Origin of the sequence: Streptomyces sp. B3I8, assembly GCF_030816915.1 — a bacterium.
Taxonomy (GTDB): domain Bacteria; phylum Actinomycetota; class Actinomycetes; order Streptomycetales; family Streptomycetaceae; genus Streptomyces.
In genome coordinates this window covers 4,907,494-4,923,234 of the sequence record NZ_JAUSYN010000002.1, presented here as the reverse complement: position 1 = coordinate 4,923,234, position 15,741 = coordinate 4,907,494, and the positions used below count along the sequence as shown (strand labels likewise).

The following is a 15,741-nucleotide window of genomic DNA, read 5'->3' as shown; positions in this document are numbered from 1 at the left end:
GGACGCGCCCTCGTGACCGGCCGCCGTCGGTACGAGGCCGGTCGCCTCCGCACCGCCGCACCGCCCCTGCCCTTCCTGCCGACGTACCCGCCGAGGAGGCCCCACCCGTGACCCCCCGCTCTTCCTCCGACGACAGCACCCACCAGAACGGCGCCGGCAAGAACCCGGCCAGCGGCGGCAAGAAGGCTGCCGCCGCGAAGAAGGCGGCGGGAACGAAGTCCGTCGCGAAGAAGACAGTGGCCAAGAAAGCAGTGGCCCAGAAGGCAGTGGCCCAGAAGACCGTCGCCAAGAAGGCGGCCGCGACCAAGGCCGTGGCCAAGAAGGCGGCGGCGAAGGAGGCCGCAGTGGTGAAGAAGACGGCCGCGAAGAAGGCCACGCCGAAGAGGACCACCGCGAAGAAGACCGCGTCCCCCACGAAGAAGACGGCGGCCAAGAAGACCGCGGCGAAGAAGGCACCCGCCGTCGCGCCGCCCCCGTCGGGGAAGACACCCGAAATGCCCCCCGCCCCCGCTGTCACCGGCGAGGTGACCGTCTCCCCCGCCGTGCACGCCGAGGACCGCGCCCGTCTGCTGGCCGGTACGCATCACGCCCCGCACTCCGTGCTCGGCGCGCACCCCGTCTCCGGCGGGGTGGTGTTCCGCGCGCTGCGCCCCTACGCGCGGTCCGTCACGGTCGTCACCGGGGAACTGAGGGCCGAGCTCCACGACGACGGCGACGGCTTCTTCTCCGGACTGCTGCCCCTGCGCGACGTACCGGAGTACCGCCTGGCCGTCGCATACGAGGGGGCCACGCAGGAGACGGAGGACGCCTACCGCTTCCTGCCCACGCTCGGCGAGTTCGACCTGCACCTCATCGGCGAGGGCCGGCACGAGGAGCTGTGGCGGGTGCTGGGCGCCGAGCCCATGACGCACCAGGGCGTGGCGGGCACGAGGTTCAGCGTCTGGGCGCCGAACGCGCGCGGCGTGCGCGTGGCGGGGACCTTCAACTTCTGGGACGCCACCGCCTTCCCGATGCGTTCGCTCGGCTCCTCCGGGGTGTGGGAGCTGTTCGTGCCGGGGGTCGGCGAGGGCGAGCTGTACAAGTTCGAGATCACGCGCCCGGACGGGTCCCGGTCGATGCGCGCCGACCCGATGGCCCGCCGTACCGAGGTGCCGCCCGCCACGTCGTCGGTGGTCACGGCCTCGCACCACGAGTGGGACGACGCCGAGTGGCTGGCCCGGCGCGGCGAACGCCCGGCGCACGAGGCCCCGTTCTCGGTCTACGAGGTCCACCTGCCGTCCTGGCGCCCGGGCCTCACCTACCGCCAACTGGCCGAGCAGCTCCCCGCGTACGTGTCCGACATGGGCTTCACGCACGTCGAACTGCTGCCGGTCGCGGAGCACCCCTTCGGCGGCTCCTGGGGCTACCAGGTCACCGGCTTCTACGCGCCCACCGCGCGCCTGGGCACACCCGACGACTTCAAGTACCTGATCGACGCGCTGCACCGGTCCGGGACAGGCGTCCTGATGGACTGGGTGCCGGCCCACTTCCCGCGCGACGCGTGGGCGCTGGCCGAGTTCGACGGCCGCCCGCTGTACGAACCGGCGGACCCGCTGCGCGCGGCCCACCCCGACTGGGGCACCCTCGAGTTCGACTACGGACGCAACGAGGTGCGCAACTTCCTCGTCGCCAACGCCGTGTACTGGTGCGAGGAGTTCCACATCGACGGCCTGCGCGTGGACGCCGTCGCCTCCATGCTCTACCTCGACTACTCGCGCGAGCCGGGCCAGTGGACGCCGAACGAGCACGGCGGCCGGGAGAACCTGGACGCGGTGGCGTTCCTGCAGGAGATGAACGCGACCGTGTACCGGCGGTGCCCCGGCGTCGTGACCGTCGCCGAGGAGTCCACGGCGTGGGACGGCGTCACCCGGGCCACCCACCACCAGGGCCCGGGCGGCTTCGGCGGGCTCGGGTTCGGGCTGAAGTGGAACATGGGCTGGATGCACGACTCGCTCGACTACATGAGTCACGACCCCGTCCACCGCAAGTACCACCACGGCGAGATGACGTTCTCGATGGTGTACGCGTACAGCGAGAACTACGTCCTGCCCATCTCGCACGACGAGGTGGTGCACGGCAAGGGCTCGCTGGTGAGCAAGATGCCGGGCGACTGGTGGCAGCAGCGCGCCAATGAGCGGGCGTACCTGGGCTTCATGTGGGCCCACCCCGGCAAGCAACTCCTCTTCATGGGGCAGGAGTTCGCGCAGGGCGCCGAGTGGTCGGAGGCGCACGGCCCCGACTGGTGGCTGCTCGACCCGGCGTACGGCGCGGAGCCGGACCACCGCGGCGTACGGGACCTGGTGCGCGACCTCAACACGGTCTACCGCCGCACTCCGGCCCTGTGGGAACGGGACGCCTCGCCCGACGGCTTCTCGTGGGTGGTCGGCGACGCGGCGGAGGACAACGTCTTCGCCTTCCTGCGCCGCGACGCGGAGGGCACCCCGCTGCTGGTGGTGTCCCACTTCTCCCCGGTGGTCCGGGAGGACTACCGCCTGGGCGTCCCGGAGGACATACCGGCCTGGCACGAACTCCTCAACACGGACGCGACCCGCTACGGCGGCTCCGGCGCCCACAACCCGGACCCGGTGAAACCGACGCCCCACCCCTGGCACGGCCGCCCCGCCAGCCTCACCCTGACCCTGCCCCCGCTGTCGACACTGTGGCTCCGCCCGGCGTGAAGCCCCCTGCCCCGCGCCTCACCCGCAGGGGGCGCGGGGCACCGCTCGCGACGAGCTACCTTCCCATGCGCCTGGTCGCCGCCTCCGCGATCACCGAGGAGGAGACCGGCCCCGGCGGCACCTACGCCAGGCTCGCCGAACCCACATGTCGACGTCGTACACCTCGTCGAGCGGTACTCCCGCATGAGGAACAGAGGTGACCCCCACGTCATTCGTCGTCCAAGGCTCTGCGTGCGGCCGTGAGGAAGTCGGCGGTTGTGGCCGATCGGGCTCGTAGTGCTTGGGCTCGGGGCAGGGGTGTGGTGTTCGTGGGGTCGGGTGATGCGCTCGCGGCCGGGGTGTGGGTGCGGAACTCCTCGGTCACGGCGCGCACCACCGCTGCCGCCCGCTCCGCGACGTGTTCGGGGCCCACCAGGCCGACCCGGATGCAGGCCTCGTCCAGCGCCCGGCGGGCGGCGAAGCCCGCTTGGGTGGGCGGGGTGCCGGCCAGCCAGTGTTCGTCCAGCAGGCGGTAGGCCGCGTCGGCGCGGGACAGGAAGCGTTCGTAGGCCTCGCGGCGCGTCTCCCCGTGGTCGGTCGCGCGTCGTTCGGCGCGTTCCTCGCGGGCGAGGGCGGCCTGGTGGCGCAGTTGCCTGCCGGTCGTCCGGGTCGAGACCCAGCCGGCCAGCCCGGCGGCCGTGAGCGTGGACAGGGAGGTGATCAGGGCAACCGCGACCGTGTCGTTCACGGGGTCATTGTCGCGTGGGCCAAGGGGTGAGTAAGGGGTGAGGGCCGGCGCACGGCACCCCGCCGACGGGATGTGTCCGCCCGCGGAAAAATGCCATGGAACGGTGCCGTCTCCCCGTGCTTGCATGGGCGCATGGTGTCCGTCGACCGTCTGCTCGCCTTCGCCGCCGTGTCGTTCCTGCTGATCGTGGTCCCCGGTCCGAGCGTGCTGTTCGTCGTCGGGCGGGCGCTGGCGCACGGGCGGCACGTCGCGCTGATCACGGTCGCCGGGAACACGCTCGGCGCCTATGTGCTCGTCGCGGCGGTGGCGTTGGGGGTCGGGGCGGTCGTGGAGCGCTCGGTGCTCGTCTTCACCGTGCTCAAGCTGGCGGGCGCCGCCTACCTCGTGCATCTCGGCGTGAAGGCGTGGCGGCAACGCGGTTCGCTGCGGGCCGCGGTCACCGGCGTCGGTGCCGGGGTCGCGCACGGCGGTCGGCTGCGGACGTTCGGGGAGGGGTTCGCGGTCGGCGTGACCAATCCGAAGACCCTCGTGTTCTTCGCCGCCGTACTGCCGCAGTTCGTCGACCGGGGGCACGGGCACGCGGCGGCGCAGATGCTGCTGCTCGGCCTGGTCTTCAACCTCATCGCCCTCGTCTCCGACTCGGTGTGGGGCGTGGCCGCGGCCACCGCCCGTGACTGGTTCGCCCGTTCACCGCGGCGGCTCTCCCTGGTCGGCGGTGCCGGTGGGCTCGGCATGATCGGTCTCGGGGTCACGATCGCCGTGACCGGGGGCAAGGACTGACCGCCCGGGGAAGGGTCCCTGCCCGGCCGGTGCGACGGCCGGGCAGGGACAGCGGGCATCAGGCGTTCGCCAGCCCCGCCGGCAGGTTCCCCGTGTGCAGGATGCCCAGGTGCTGGGTCGCGCGGGTCAGGGCGACGTACAGGTCGCTCGTGCCGTAGTGGGACGGTTCGACGACCAGGACCGCGTCGAATTCCAGGCCCTTGGACTGGCGGGGGTCCAGAAGGACGACGGGATGGGTGAGGTCCGGGTCCGCGCCTGCCGTGACGTCGGGCAGGCGGGTGGCCAGGGCGCGGTGCAGCGCCCGCGGGGCGATCACCGCCAGCCGGCCCTCCTCGGGGGTCAGTTCGGCGACCGCCTTCTCCACCGCGTCGGGCAGGTCGCCGGTGGTGACCTGGCGGATCCACGGCTTCGTGCCCGTGGACCGTACCGACCTCGGTGGCTCGAAGGACGGGTTCTCCGCCCGTACGACCGCCGCCGCGAGGTCCATGATCTCGGCGGGGGTGCGGTAGTTGACGTCCAGGCGGGTGTGTTCCCAGCGGTCGCCGACGTACGGCTCGAGGATCCCCGACCAGGAGCCCACTCCCGCCTCCTCCGCCGTCTGCGCGGGGTCGCCGACGAGTGTCATCGCGCGGGTCGGGCTGCGGCGCATCAGCAACCGCCAGGCCATCGGCGACAGTTCCTGCGCCTCGTCGACGACGATGTGGCCGAACGCCCACGTCCGGTCGGCCGCGGCGCGCTCGGCGGCGCTGCGGTGGTCGTCCTCCTCCTGGCGCTCGGCGAAGCGTTCGGCGTCGATGATGTCGTGCGCGGAGAGCACCTCGGAGCTCTCGGGGTCGCCCTCCTCCTTGTCCTCGAACTCGTAGGTACGGGAGGCGTACGACATGTCGAGCACGCCCTGCGCGTACGACACCTGCGCCGCGCGCTCACGTTCGGCGCGGGCGCGGACCGCGCGGTCGTCCTCGCCGAGCAGTTCGGCCGCCTCGTCGAGCAGCGGCACGTCGGCGGGGGTCCAGGCGCGGGTGACGGGGCGGCGTACGGCGTCGGCGTCCTCGGCGGTGAGACAGCCCTCGGGGGCGGCGAGGAAATCCGCGACCATGCGCTGCGGGGTCAGCACCGGCCACAGTTCGTCGATGGCGGACCACACCTCCGGGTTCTCGGCCAGCTCGTCGCGGATCTGGGTGACGTCGCTGGGGTCGAGGAGGTTGGTGCCGTCGTAGGGATCGGTGCCGAGGCGCTCGGCGACCATGTCGGTGAGCGTGTTGAGGATGTGCCCCTCGAAGTGCTCACGGGCCGCGTTGTGCGGCAGCTTCGCGGCGCGGGCGCGGTCGCGGGCGACCTGGACGAGCCCGGCGTCGAGGAGGAGCACGTCCCGGTCGTGCTCGATGGTGACGACGGGGTCGGGCAGCGCCTGCCGGTCGGCGACCGCCCGGGCGAGGGCGTCCGCCATGGCGATGCCACCCTTGACGGCGGCGGCGCGGGGCGTGTCGACGGCCGTGGCCTTCACGCCGGGGAACAGCTCCCCCACCGTGGCGAGCAGGACGCCGGTCTCTCCGAGCGCGGGCAGTACCTCGCCGATGTAGCCGAGGAAGGCGGGGTTGGGGCCGACGATGAGGACGGCCCGGCGGGCGAGCAGTTCCCGGTGCTCGTAGAGCAGGTAGGCGGCCCGGTGCAGGGCGACGGCGGTCTTGCCGGTGCCGGGGCCGCCCTCGACGACGAGGACGCCCTGGTGCGGGGCGCGGATGATGCGGTCCTGGTCGGCCTGGATGGTTCGCACGATGTCGCCCATCCGGCCGGTGCGGGCGGCGCCCAGCGCGGCGAGCAGGACGGCGTCGCCGCTGGGGTCCTCGTAGCCGGTGCGCTCGGTGTCGGCGAGGTCGAGGATCTCGTCGTGCAGCTCGGTGACGCGGCGGCCCTCGGTGCCGATGTGCCGGCGGCGTCGCAGGCCCATCGGGGTGTGGCCGGTGGCCAGGTAGAAGGGGCGGGCGACGGGGGCCCGCCAGTCGATGAGGACGGGGGTGCGGTCGGCGTCGTCGGCGCGCAGCCCGAGGCGGCCGATGTGGTGCGCCTCGCCGGGTGGGGGTCCCCCCTGCTCGAGCGAAGCCGAGAGCTTGGGGGACAGGTCGATGCGGCCGAAGCAGAGCGAGCCGTCGACGGCGTTCAGCGCGGCCAGCAGCCCGGAGCGTTCGGCGACGAGGATGTCCCGCTCCAGCCGGGCCTGCATGGGGGTGTTGCCCTGGGCGAGGGCGTCGTCGACGGCGGTCTCGGTGGCGCCCCGCAGCCGGTCCACGCGGGCGTACAGGTCGTCCATGAATTCCTGCTCACGCCGCATTTCCCGGTCGGGGAAATCCGCCGGTGTTCCTGCGTGCGACTCTGTTGGCGATCCCGTGTTTGACAATTCCACTCCCGGCCGGATATGATGGCGTCATCGATACATCCGCGACCTTCTCCTTACAAAGTCGCGAACCATCGAATATACGCAAAGAAATCCCCCGGGCGCAATCGCCCGGGGGATTTCTTGTTCCGCCTCCGCCTCCTCACGTCATCTACGTCCCCGTCTACGTCCCCTGGCTCGCTACCGCAGCACGTCCGCGTCCGCGAGCTCCTCCAGCAGGCGGCGCTTGGGCCTCGCCCCCACCATGGAACGCACCGGCTCGCCGTCGCGGAACACCAGGAAGGTCGGCATGGAGAGCACCCGGTAGGCGTTGGTGGTCTCGGGGTTGGTGTCCACGTTCAGCCGCACCACCTTGAGCCGGTGGCCCTCCTCGTCGGCCAGTGCGCTGAGTACCGGACCCATCTGGCGGCACGGCGGGCACCAGTCGGCGGTGAACTCCACCAGTACCGGCAGTTCCGCCTCGAGAACCTGTTCCGTGAAATCCGCGTCCGTCACTTCGGCGACGCCCGCTGCTTCGGTGACGCCCGCTGCCTTGATCACGATGCCTGTCCTTTCAGTTCGCACACCGGTTCCGGACCGCCCGGAACCTCCGCCCCGGCCGACAGGTCGTCCCGGGCGCGTTCGGCCCGCTCCAGTTGGCGGGCGACCTTCCGTCGTACGGTGCCGAGCTCGCCGATGAGTGCGTCGAGCTCGGCGAGCTTGCGGCGGTAGACGGCGAGCGAGGCGGGGCAGGCGTCGCCGGACGAGTGGCCGGCGCGCAGGCACTCCACGAAGGGGCGGGTCTCCTCCAGGCCGAACCCGAAGTCCTGGAGGGTTCGGATCTGGCGGAGGAGGGTGAGGTCCGCCTCGTCGTAGGTGCGGTAGCCGTTGTCGCCGCGGCGTGCGGGGAGCAGTCCGCGGGACTCGTAGTAGCGCAGGGTCCGTGTGGTCGTCCCGGCCCGCGCCGCGAGTTCGCCGATTCGCATGGGGACGACGCTAATCCTTGACGTCGGCGTCAGGGCAAGACAGTTCCCCGCGCCCCTGACAGGGGCGCGGGGAACTGTGCGAACTTTTCGGGGTGCGGGGGCGGAGCCCCCGGGGACGGGAAGGGCAGGGGCGGCGGGGGCGAAACCCTTCGGGGCCCGCCCCGCTCCCTCACGCCTTGGCCAGCTCCTTCTCGTCGCCGTCCCGCGCCTCCGGCGCCTCCGCCTCCGTGGACGCGGGGTCCTCCCCGCTGTCCACCAGCATCCGCTCGTCGAACGGCAGGTCCCCGGCCAGCACCCGGTCCACCCGCTCCTTGTCGACCTCCCCCGTCCACGTCCCGATCAGCAGCGTCGCCACCGCGTTGCCCGCGAAGTTCGTCAGCGCCCGCGCCTCGCTCATGAAGCGGTCGATGCCGACGATGAGGCCGACGCCGTCGACCAGGGCCGGCTTGTGGGACTGCAGGGCACCCGCCAGCGTGGCGAGACCCGCCCCGGTCACGCCCGCCGCGCCCTTGGACGCGACCATCATGAACAGCAGCAGGGTGATCTGCTGCCCGATGGCGAGCGGCTGGTCCATCGCGTCGGCGATGAACAGCGACGCCATCGTCAGGTAGATCATCGTGCCGTCGAGGTTGAAGGAGTAGCCGGTCGGCACGGTGATGCCGACGACCGGCCGGCTCACGCCCAGGTGCTCCATCTTCGCGATGAGCCGCGGCAGCGCGGACTCCGACGACGAGGTGGACAGGATCAGCAGGAACTCCCGGCCCAGGTACTTGAAGAGCTGGAGGATGTTCACCCCGGCGACCACCCGCACCATCGCGCCGAGCACGACGAACACGAACAGCAGACAGGTGAGGTAGAAGCCGAGCATGATCGTCGCGAGCGCCTTCAGCGCGTCCACGCCGGTCTCGCCGACGACCGCCGCCATCGCGCCGAACGCGCCGATCGGCGCCGCCCACATGATCATGGACAGGACGCGGAAGACCAGCCGCTGGATGTGCTCGATGCCCCGCAGCACCGGCTGCCCGGCGTTGCCGAGGGCCTGCAGCGCGAAGCCGACCAGCAGTGCGACCAGCAGCGTCTGGAGCACCTGGCCCTCGGTGAACGCGGAGACCAGGCTGGTCGGGATGATGCCGAGGACGAAGTCCACGGGGCCCTCGGCGGCGGCCGCCGCCTGGTCGTGGCCGACGCCCTTGACCGCCTCGGTCAGGTGCATGCCGCTGCCGGGGTGGACGATGTTGCCGACCACGAGGCCGATCGCGAGCGCGACGAACGACATCACGATGAAGTAGCCGAGCGCGAGCCCGCCGACCTTGCCGACCTTGGCCGCCTTGCGGACCGAACCGACGCCGAGCACGATCGTGCAGAAGATGATCGGGGAGATCATCATCTTGATCAGGTTGACGAAGCCGGTCCCGATCGGCTTCAGCTCCTTGGCGAAGTCCGGTGCGATGAACCCGACGGCGACGCCGAGCACCACCGCGGCGATCACCGCGAGGTAGAGGTAATGGGTGCGGTCCCGCTTGCGGGCGGGTACGGCAGGTGCGGTGTCGGGGGTGCTGGACACGGCTGCCCTCCTTTGACGACGTCGTCGGCATCACCGGCGTGCGGCTCACGTCCGGGGGATGCGGCGACTATCCCGCGGCGCTGTGAGGGCGGTCACGCTTCCGTTCATTTAGTTCACGCTTACACCGGGAGGCACACTGGCGGCATGCCCTTTCCGGCCACACTCACCGGCGCGCTCGCCCGGCTGCCCAGACCCCGCAGCCTCGCCGGGCAGCTCTTCGCCATGCAGGCGGTGCTGGTCGCGGTGCTGGTCGTCGGCTACGCGCTGTTCACCTACGTCAGCGACCACGATCAGGCCAAGGAGGCGGCCACCCGGCAGGCGCTGGCCGTGACCCGCTCGGTGGCCGATTCCCCCTCCGTACGGGAGGCGATCCGCACCCCGGACCCGTCGAGGACGCTCCAGCCGTACGCGACGCGCGTCCAGCGGGACACCGACGTGGACTTCGTGACGATCATGAATCCGCGGGCCATCCGCTGGACCCATCCGAAGCCGAACCTGATCGGGCAGAAGTTCGTCGGCAACACCGCTCCGGCGCTGGCGGGACACACCTTCACCGAGACGTACAAGGGCACGCTCGGACTGTCGGTGCGGGCCGTGACGCCGATCCGGGACGACCACGACGAGATCATCGGCCTGGTCAGCGCCGGGATACGGGTGGAGGCGATCTCCCGGCGCATCCACGACCAGGTCACCACGCTCGCCGAGGTCGCCGGCGGGGCCCTGGCGCTGGGCGCCGTCGGCACGTACGTGATCAACGCACGACTGCGGCGCTCGACCCACGGGATGAACGCCGCCGAGCTGAGCCGGATGCACGACTACTACGAGGCGGCGCTGCACGCGGTGCGCGAGGGGCTGCTGATGCTGGACGGGCAGTACCGCGTGGCGCTGATCAACGACGGCGGGCGGGAGCTGCTCGGGGTGAGCGACGAGGTGGTCGAGGGATCGGCAGCGGCCGGGGGGCCGGCCGACGGGGGGTCGGTGGTCGGGCGGTCGGTGGCCGAGCTGGGGCTGCCCGCGCCGCTGACGGGGGCACTGCTGTCGTCGCGGCCGCGGGTGGACGAGATCCATCTGACGGCCGACCGGGTGCTGACGGTGAACACCTCCCCCGTCTCCGGCGGGGAGCGCCGGGGCACGGTGGTGACCTTGCGGGACGTCACCGAGCTGCAGTCGCTGATGGGCGAGCTGGATTCGGAGCGCGGCTTCACGCTGGCGCTGCGCTCGCAGGCGCACGAGGCGGCCAACCGGCTGCACACGGTGGTCTCGCTGATCGAGCTGGGGCGCGCGGAGGAGGCGGTCGACTTCGCCACCGCCGAGCTGGAACTGGCGCAGGCGCTGACCGACCAGGTCGTCGCCGCCGTCAGCGAGCCGGTGCTCGCCGCGCTGCTGCTCGGCAAGGCGGCGCTGGCCAACGAGCGGGGCGTGGAGCTGGTGGTCAGCGAGGACAGCGGCATCGACGACGGGCTGCTCCCGCCGTCCCTCCCGGCCCGCGACCTGGTGACGATCCTGGGCAATCTCATCGACAACGCGGTCGACGCGGCACAGGGCTCGGTGGGCGCCCGGGTGACGGTCGCCGCGTACACGGCCCGATCGGCGGACACGGCCGGCACGGCCGACGAGGGCGGTCCCGCGCTGGTGCTGCGGGTCGCGGACACCGGGGCCGGGGTGGACCCGGAGCACGCGGAGGCGGTGTTCCGGCGCGGCTGGTCGACGAAGCCGGCCGGTCCCGGCGGGCGCGGCCTGGGGCTCGCCCTGGTGCGCCAGACCGTGCAGCGGCACGGGGGCCGGCTGTCGGTGGCGCGGGCGGACGGGGGCGGGGCGGAGTTCGAGGTACGGCTGCCGTTGCCCACGGTGGGGACGGCCGTGGGGGCGCCGGACAGTGCGCCCGGCGCGGCGGCCGCGGCCGGAGGGGAGGGCGCGTGACGGGGGCGGAGGCGTCCGGGGCCGGCGGGGGCGAGCTGATCCGCGTACTGGTGGTGGAGGACGATCCCGTCGCCGCCGACGCGCACGTGATGTACGTCGGCCGGGTGCCGGGTTTCGTCGCGGTCGGCAAGGCGCACAGCGGTGCGGAGGCGCGGCGCGCGCTGGAACGGATGCCGGTGGATCTGCTCCTGCTCGACCTCCACCTGCCGGACGTGCACGGGCTGCAGCTCGCCCGCTCGCTGCGGGGGGCGGGACATCACGCGGACGTGATCGCGGTGACCTCCGCGCGGGACCTGGCGGTGGTGCGGGAGGGAGTGTCGCTGGGGGTGGTCCAGTATGTGCTGAAACCGTTCACCTTCGCGACGCTGCGGGACCGGCTGGTGCGGTACGCGGAGTTCCACGCGACGGTGGGGGAGGCGAGCGGACAGGACGAGGTGGACCGCGCGCTGGCGGCGCTGCGCGCGCCGGGGCCGGCGGCGCTGCCGAAGGGGCTGAGCGGTCCGACGCTGGAGCGCGTCACCAGGACGTTGCGGGAGGCCGCGCCGGAGGGCCTCACGGCGGCGGGGCTCGCGGAGACGGTGGGGATCTCGCGGATCACCGCGCGGCGGTACCTGGAACACCTGGTCGACGCGGGCACGGCCACACGCCGCCCGCTGTACGGCCAGGTGGGCCGCCCGGAACTCATCTACCGCTGGACACGGTAGGGCTCCCCCCTTCGGGGGGCGCCCTGCCTGTTTTTCCTGGTCCCCCGGCTGTCGGCACGCCGTGGCCGCTCGCGCGGTTCCCCGCGCCCTCGGGGGGCGCCCCCGGTACTTCACGTGCGGGCCGGATGTGGTTGCCCGCGCGGTTCCCCGCGCTCCGGGGGCGGGTGTGGTTGCCGTGGGCGCGTTCCGTCAGGGGCGCGGGGAACTGCGCGGGAGACCACGACGGGCCCGTATCCGCCCGACGTACCGCACCACCCGGGCTCTCCCGCGCCGCCCCCCTACCGCAGCGTTCCGCCTCCCGCGGGCCGAAGGGGCGGAGCCCCTGGGGGACGGGAAGGGCAGGGGCGGCGGGGCGAACTCCCCGCACGCGCGCCCCCACCACCCGCATCCCCACCCCACACCACCCCACCCCACGCGAATCCCGTTGTCAGTGCCCCCCGCTAGCTTCATTTCCGTACCGCGGTTCCGCCGCGAGGGGGGTTCTCCAGGCATGCCCGGACACGCCCTCCTCCGGCGGCGACCCCGCCACCACATCGAGGGAGATGACGCGTTGTCGGAGTGGGAAACGGCAAGCACGGCCCGGGTGACGCCACCCGCCCGGCCGCGCAAGCTCGCCAAGGTCCCGTTCGTCGAACTGGCCGACGGCCGCCTGCAGGGCGTCGTCTCCAGCGGCTCGGACATCGAACGGGTCTACGTCTCGTCGGTCGCCACCGGCACCTTCGCGTACGCCTGCAGCACCAACAACAACCGCCCCTGCGGCGGCGCCCGCGGCGGCTACTGCAACCACATCAGGGCCCTGATCACCGAGGCCGTACTGCAGTACGGCCCCGACCGCGTCGCCCGCTACCTCCGCCTCGACCCCGCCGACGACGGCGAGGAGCCGACCGCACCCGGCATCACCGCCGCCCTGACCGCCACCCACCCCCAGCCGGACGGCAGCAAGGCCGCCGCCTCCGTCTTCAGCCGCTTCCTGCGCCACCTCGCCTACCTCGAACTGGCCCCCGCCACCACCCCGTCCCCGGAGATGCACTGGTTCCCGCCCACCAGGGCGACGACCCCCGCTCCCCCGGCCGGCGCCGGCCCCGAGGACCCCGAGTCCGCCCTGCTCGGCGCCCCCGTCCCCGGCCTGGACGACGCGCTGGACGCCGTCGGCGCCCTCGACCGCGCCCTCGTCGGCGGGCTGCTGCGCCCGGCCCCGGCCCAGGCCGCCGACCTTCAGGTCTTCGCCGCGGCCCTGGCGGCCTCGCCGCTGGCCGCGCGGACCACCGAGGCGGCCGAGAAGGCCGCGGCCGGCGCCGCCGGAGAGGACCACTTCACCGCCCTCGCCGCCGCCCGCACGGCACTCCTCGGCTCCGTCCACGACGCGCTGACGGTCCGCGGCGAGGAGCTGACCGGCCGCACGCACGACGCGGACCCGGAGCCGGTGCCCGCCGCGCCGCAGCCGGCGAACCTGCTGGTCGCCGCCCGCTCCTGGCTCTGCGACCTGGCCCGCACGGGCTGGCGCAACCTCGACCACGAGGTGGTCGCCGGTGCCGCCCCCGTCGTCTCCGCGATGCTCCCGGAGCCGTCGCTGCGCCGTCTGGCGACGCTGCTGGACGGTCTGGCCACCGAGCTCGCCGCCTCCTGCCCGGGCTCCGCCCTGGAGCGGGTGCCCGAGCGGCGCTGGGGCGACCTGTGGTCGCGGGCGATGCTGCTGACCGTGCCCGGAGCCGCCGGCGCGGCCCCGGCCGGTACGGTCACCGGCCGGCTGCTGCCGCTCGGCATCGACCTGCACGAGCACGCGACGGCCGCGCAGGCCCAGGTGCACGCCGTGCTGGAGCCCGCCGACGGCTCGTCGCCCCGCCTGGTGCGGGCGGGGGTCTCGGTGCCGAAGCCCGACACGGTCGTCGGGGCCGGCGTCTGGCAGTTGCTGCGCCCGCACCTGTCGCTGCTCGGGGCGGCCGGCGAGGGCCGCGCGATGGACGTCACCGACATGCCGGTCACCGCCGAGGGCGATCTGGTGTGGGACGAGGAGCACGCCCGCAACGGCGAGCCCGCCGACGCCTTCGCCACCGCCCGCGTCGCCCTGCCCACCGCCACCACCGCGGCGACCGCGCCGCTGGACCGGCACCCCGCGCGGATCGCGGAACCGGTCTTCCTGGAGGGCTACGAGAGCCACCGGGACGACGACACCGGGACCCTGACGTTCACCGTCGCCGGTCACCGTCTCGTCGTCGACACCGACCGCGTGCCGGCCGCCGGGCCGCTCACCCCGGAGGCCGTGGCGGCGTCGCACGCGTGCATCGGGCTGCTGCGCTGGGACGCCGGGCGCTTCCGGCTGCAGCCGCTGGCCGTCGAGACGACCGTACGGAAGAAGCCCGTCGCCGTGCACGCGGGGGCGTGGGCGGGCGGCACCACCGACAAGGCCGGACTCAAGGCGGAGAAGGCGGCGACGGACGCGGTCACGGTGCTGCGCGAGCGCGCGGGAAGGCTGCTGCGGAAATGACCGACCCGACCGGGCCCCTCACCGGGCCGACCGAGCCCCGCACCGGGCCGACCACGTCGAAGGCTCCCGAGGCCAACCCCTACGACAACCGCCGACAGGTGCTCTACTGGCGGCTGCTCGCCCGGCTGTTCGACCCCGAGGAGCAGGCCACCCTCGAGTCGTCGAGCCTCGCCGTCGTCAAGGACATCGGCCTGCCGCCCGCGCTGCTCGACCCCAGGGCGTCCGTCGACTCGATCGTGCAGCGCCATCCCCGACTGGCCGACGAGTTCGACCAGTTGATGGTGCCCGACGTCGACGTCGAGGGTGACGACGGGCGCGACCGGGCCGCCGAGGTGCGCCGCGCGACGCTGGTGTCGAAGGTGCTGCTCAACGTCTTCGCCACCGGCTCCGGGGCGGTCACCGCCGAGCAGCTCGCGCGCTGGCAGTCCGACGCGGGCTGGCTGGAGCGCGCGCTGGGCTGCGAGCCCGGCGGACTGCGGGGCGGCGGCGCGGGCCCCGGCGCCTCGGGCCCCGGCGGGGTGAGCCCGACCGGCACCGGGTTCGGCGCCCCGACGCCGGACCTGAGCACGCTGATCCCGGCCATCGGCCCCGAGCTGGGCGCCGTCGAGGCCGATCTCGTCAAGCGGATGCGGCTGCGCGAGGTGCTCGCCGACCCGGCGCTGGCCTCTCGGCTCACCCCGAGCATGTCGCTGATCGAACAGCTCCTGCGGGACAAGAACAACCTGTCCGGCGTCGCCCTGGCCAACGCCAAGTCGCTGATCCGCCGCTTCGTCGACGAGGTCGCCGAGGTGCTGCGGACCCAGGTGGAGAAGACCACCGTCGGCGCCCTGGACCGGTCGGTCCCGCCGAAGCGGGTCTACCGCAACCTCGACCTGGACCGCACCATCTGGAAGAACCTCACCAACTGGGACCCCGAGGAGGAGCGGCTCTACGTCGACCGCCTCTACTACCGGCACACCGCCCGCAAGACCACGCCGCAGCGGCTGATCGTGGTGGTGGACCAGTCGGGCTCGATGGTCGACTCCATGGTGAACTGCACCATCCTGGCATCGATCTTCGCCGGACTGCCCAAGGTCGACGTCCACCTGATCGCGTACGACACCCAGGCGCTCGACCTGACGCCCTGGGTGCACGACCCCTTCGAGACCCTGCTGCGCACCAACCTCGGCGGCGGGACGGACGGCACGGTCGCGATGGCGCTGGCCCAACCGAAGATCGCGGAGCCGCGCAACACCGTCGTCGTCTGGATATCCGACTTCTACGAGTGGCGAGCCGAGCCGCTGTTCGAGTCGATGGCCGCGATCCACCGGTCCGGGGCCAAGTTCATCCCGGTCGGCTCGGTGACCAGCTCGGGGCGCGGCAGCGTCAACCCCTGGTTCCGGGAACGGTTCAAGGACCTCGGCGCACCGGTGCTCTCCGGTCACATCCGCAAGCTCGTGCACGAGCTGAAGACGTTCCTGACCTGAGCGTCGCGGATCCCCGCTTGC

The 15,741-nt window shown here is 73.0% G+C and carries 11 protein-coding genes and 2 pseudogenes; 8 read left to right on the top strand and 5 right to left on the bottom strand.

Annotation, left to right across the window (positions count from 1 at the left end):
* The first annotated feature begins 107 nt into the window (after nt 1–107).
* Both glgB and QFZ64_RS35400 read left to right on the top strand, forming a co-directional pair.
* Nucleotides 108–2,717 (top strand): 1,4-alpha-glucan branching enzyme, encoded by a 2,610-nt coding sequence (gene glgB / locus QFZ64_RS24155; RefSeq protein ID WP_307069038.1) that lies wholly within the window; start codon nt 108–110, stop codon nt 2,715–2,717.
* A 38-nt stretch (nt 2,718–2,755) separates the two neighbouring features.
* Nucleotides 2,756–2,857, top strand: a pseudogene (locus QFZ64_RS35400) (GntR family transcriptional regulator); the annotation flags it as partial.
* Between the two features lie 68 nt (nt 2,858–2,925).
* Here QFZ64_RS35400 and QFZ64_RS24150 read toward each other — a convergent pair.
* The gene (locus QFZ64_RS24150) at nt 2,926–3,444 is read right to left on the bottom strand and encodes a hypothetical protein (RefSeq protein WP_307069036.1); all 519 of its coding nucleotides are present in this window, start codon (nt 3,442–3,444) and stop codon (nt 2,926–2,928) included.
* Nucleotides 3,445–3,576: 132 nt separating this feature from the next.
* Between QFZ64_RS24150 and QFZ64_RS24145 the strand changes: the two genes are divergently transcribed.
* Nucleotides 3,577–4,224 (top strand): LysE family translocator, encoded by a 648-nt coding sequence (locus QFZ64_RS24145; RefSeq protein WP_307069034.1) that lies wholly within the window; start codon nt 3,577–3,579, stop codon nt 4,222–4,224.
* Nucleotides 4,225–4,282: 58 nt separating this feature from the next.
* On the opposite strand, the gene QFZ64_RS24140 is transcribed toward QFZ64_RS24145, so the two are convergent.
* The 4 genes from QFZ64_RS24140 to QFZ64_RS24125 all read right to left on the bottom strand — a co-directional run bounded on the left by QFZ64_RS24140 (nt 4,283) and on the right by QFZ64_RS24125 (nt 9,145).
* Entirely contained in the window at nt 4,283–6,553 is a 2,271-nt protein-coding gene (locus QFZ64_RS24140) for a UvrD-helicase domain-containing protein (RefSeq protein ID WP_307069031.1), read from the bottom strand.
* 243 nt (nt 6,554–6,796) lie between these two features.
* A complete protein-coding gene (locus QFZ64_RS24135; protein WP_307069029.1) occupies nt 6,797–7,156 on the bottom strand; it encodes a co-chaperone YbbN in 360 nt (119 codons plus the stop codon).
* Entirely contained in the window at nt 7,153–7,581 is a 429-nt protein-coding gene (locus QFZ64_RS24130) for a MerR family transcriptional regulator (RefSeq protein WP_307069027.1), read from the bottom strand. Before QFZ64_RS24130 ends, QFZ64_RS24135 begins: the two co-directional genes overlap by 4 nt.
* A gap of 169 nt (nt 7,582–7,750) precedes the next feature.
* On the bottom strand, nt 7,751–9,145 hold the full coding sequence (locus QFZ64_RS24125; protein ID WP_307069025.1) for a cation:dicarboxylate symporter family transporter: 1,395 nt from the start codon (nt 9,143–9,145) through the stop codon (nt 7,751–7,753).
* A gap of 144 nt (nt 9,146–9,289) precedes the next feature.
* Between QFZ64_RS24125 and QFZ64_RS24120 the strand changes: the two genes are divergently transcribed.
* From QFZ64_RS24120 to QFZ64_RS24100, 5 genes and pseudogenes are all read left to right on the top strand, one after another.
* Nucleotides 9,290–11,065, top strand: a complete 1,776-nt coding sequence (locus QFZ64_RS24120) for a sensor histidine kinase (protein ID WP_307069024.1) — start codon at nt 9,290–9,292, stop codon at nt 11,063–11,065.
* Between the two features lie 89 nt (nt 11,066–11,154).
* Complete coding sequence (locus QFZ64_RS24115; protein ID WP_373430770.1) at nt 11,155–11,769, top strand: response regulator; 615 nt, start codon at nt 11,155–11,157, stop codon at nt 11,767–11,769.
* Between the two features lie 583 nt (nt 11,770–12,352).
* Nucleotides 12,353–12,820: pseudogene (locus QFZ64_RS24110) on the top strand (hypothetical protein); the annotation flags it as partial.
* Nucleotides 12,794–14,254 carry a hypothetical protein gene (locus QFZ64_RS24105; protein WP_373430769.1) on the top strand — a complete coding sequence of 487 codons (1,461 nt, stop codon included), beginning with the start codon at nt 12,794–12,796 and terminating at the stop codon, nt 14,252–14,254. The pseudogene QFZ64_RS24110 and the gene QFZ64_RS24105, both read left to right, overlap by 27 nt.
* Nucleotides 14,251–15,720: a VWA domain-containing protein gene (locus QFZ64_RS24100; RefSeq protein WP_307069021.1), complete on the top strand. Its 1,470-nt coding sequence runs from the start codon at nt 14,251–14,253 to the stop codon at nt 15,718–15,720. The genes QFZ64_RS24105 and QFZ64_RS24100 overlap by 4 nt, the downstream gene beginning before the upstream one ends.
* The last annotated feature ends 21 nt before the right edge of the window (nt 15,721–15,741 follow it).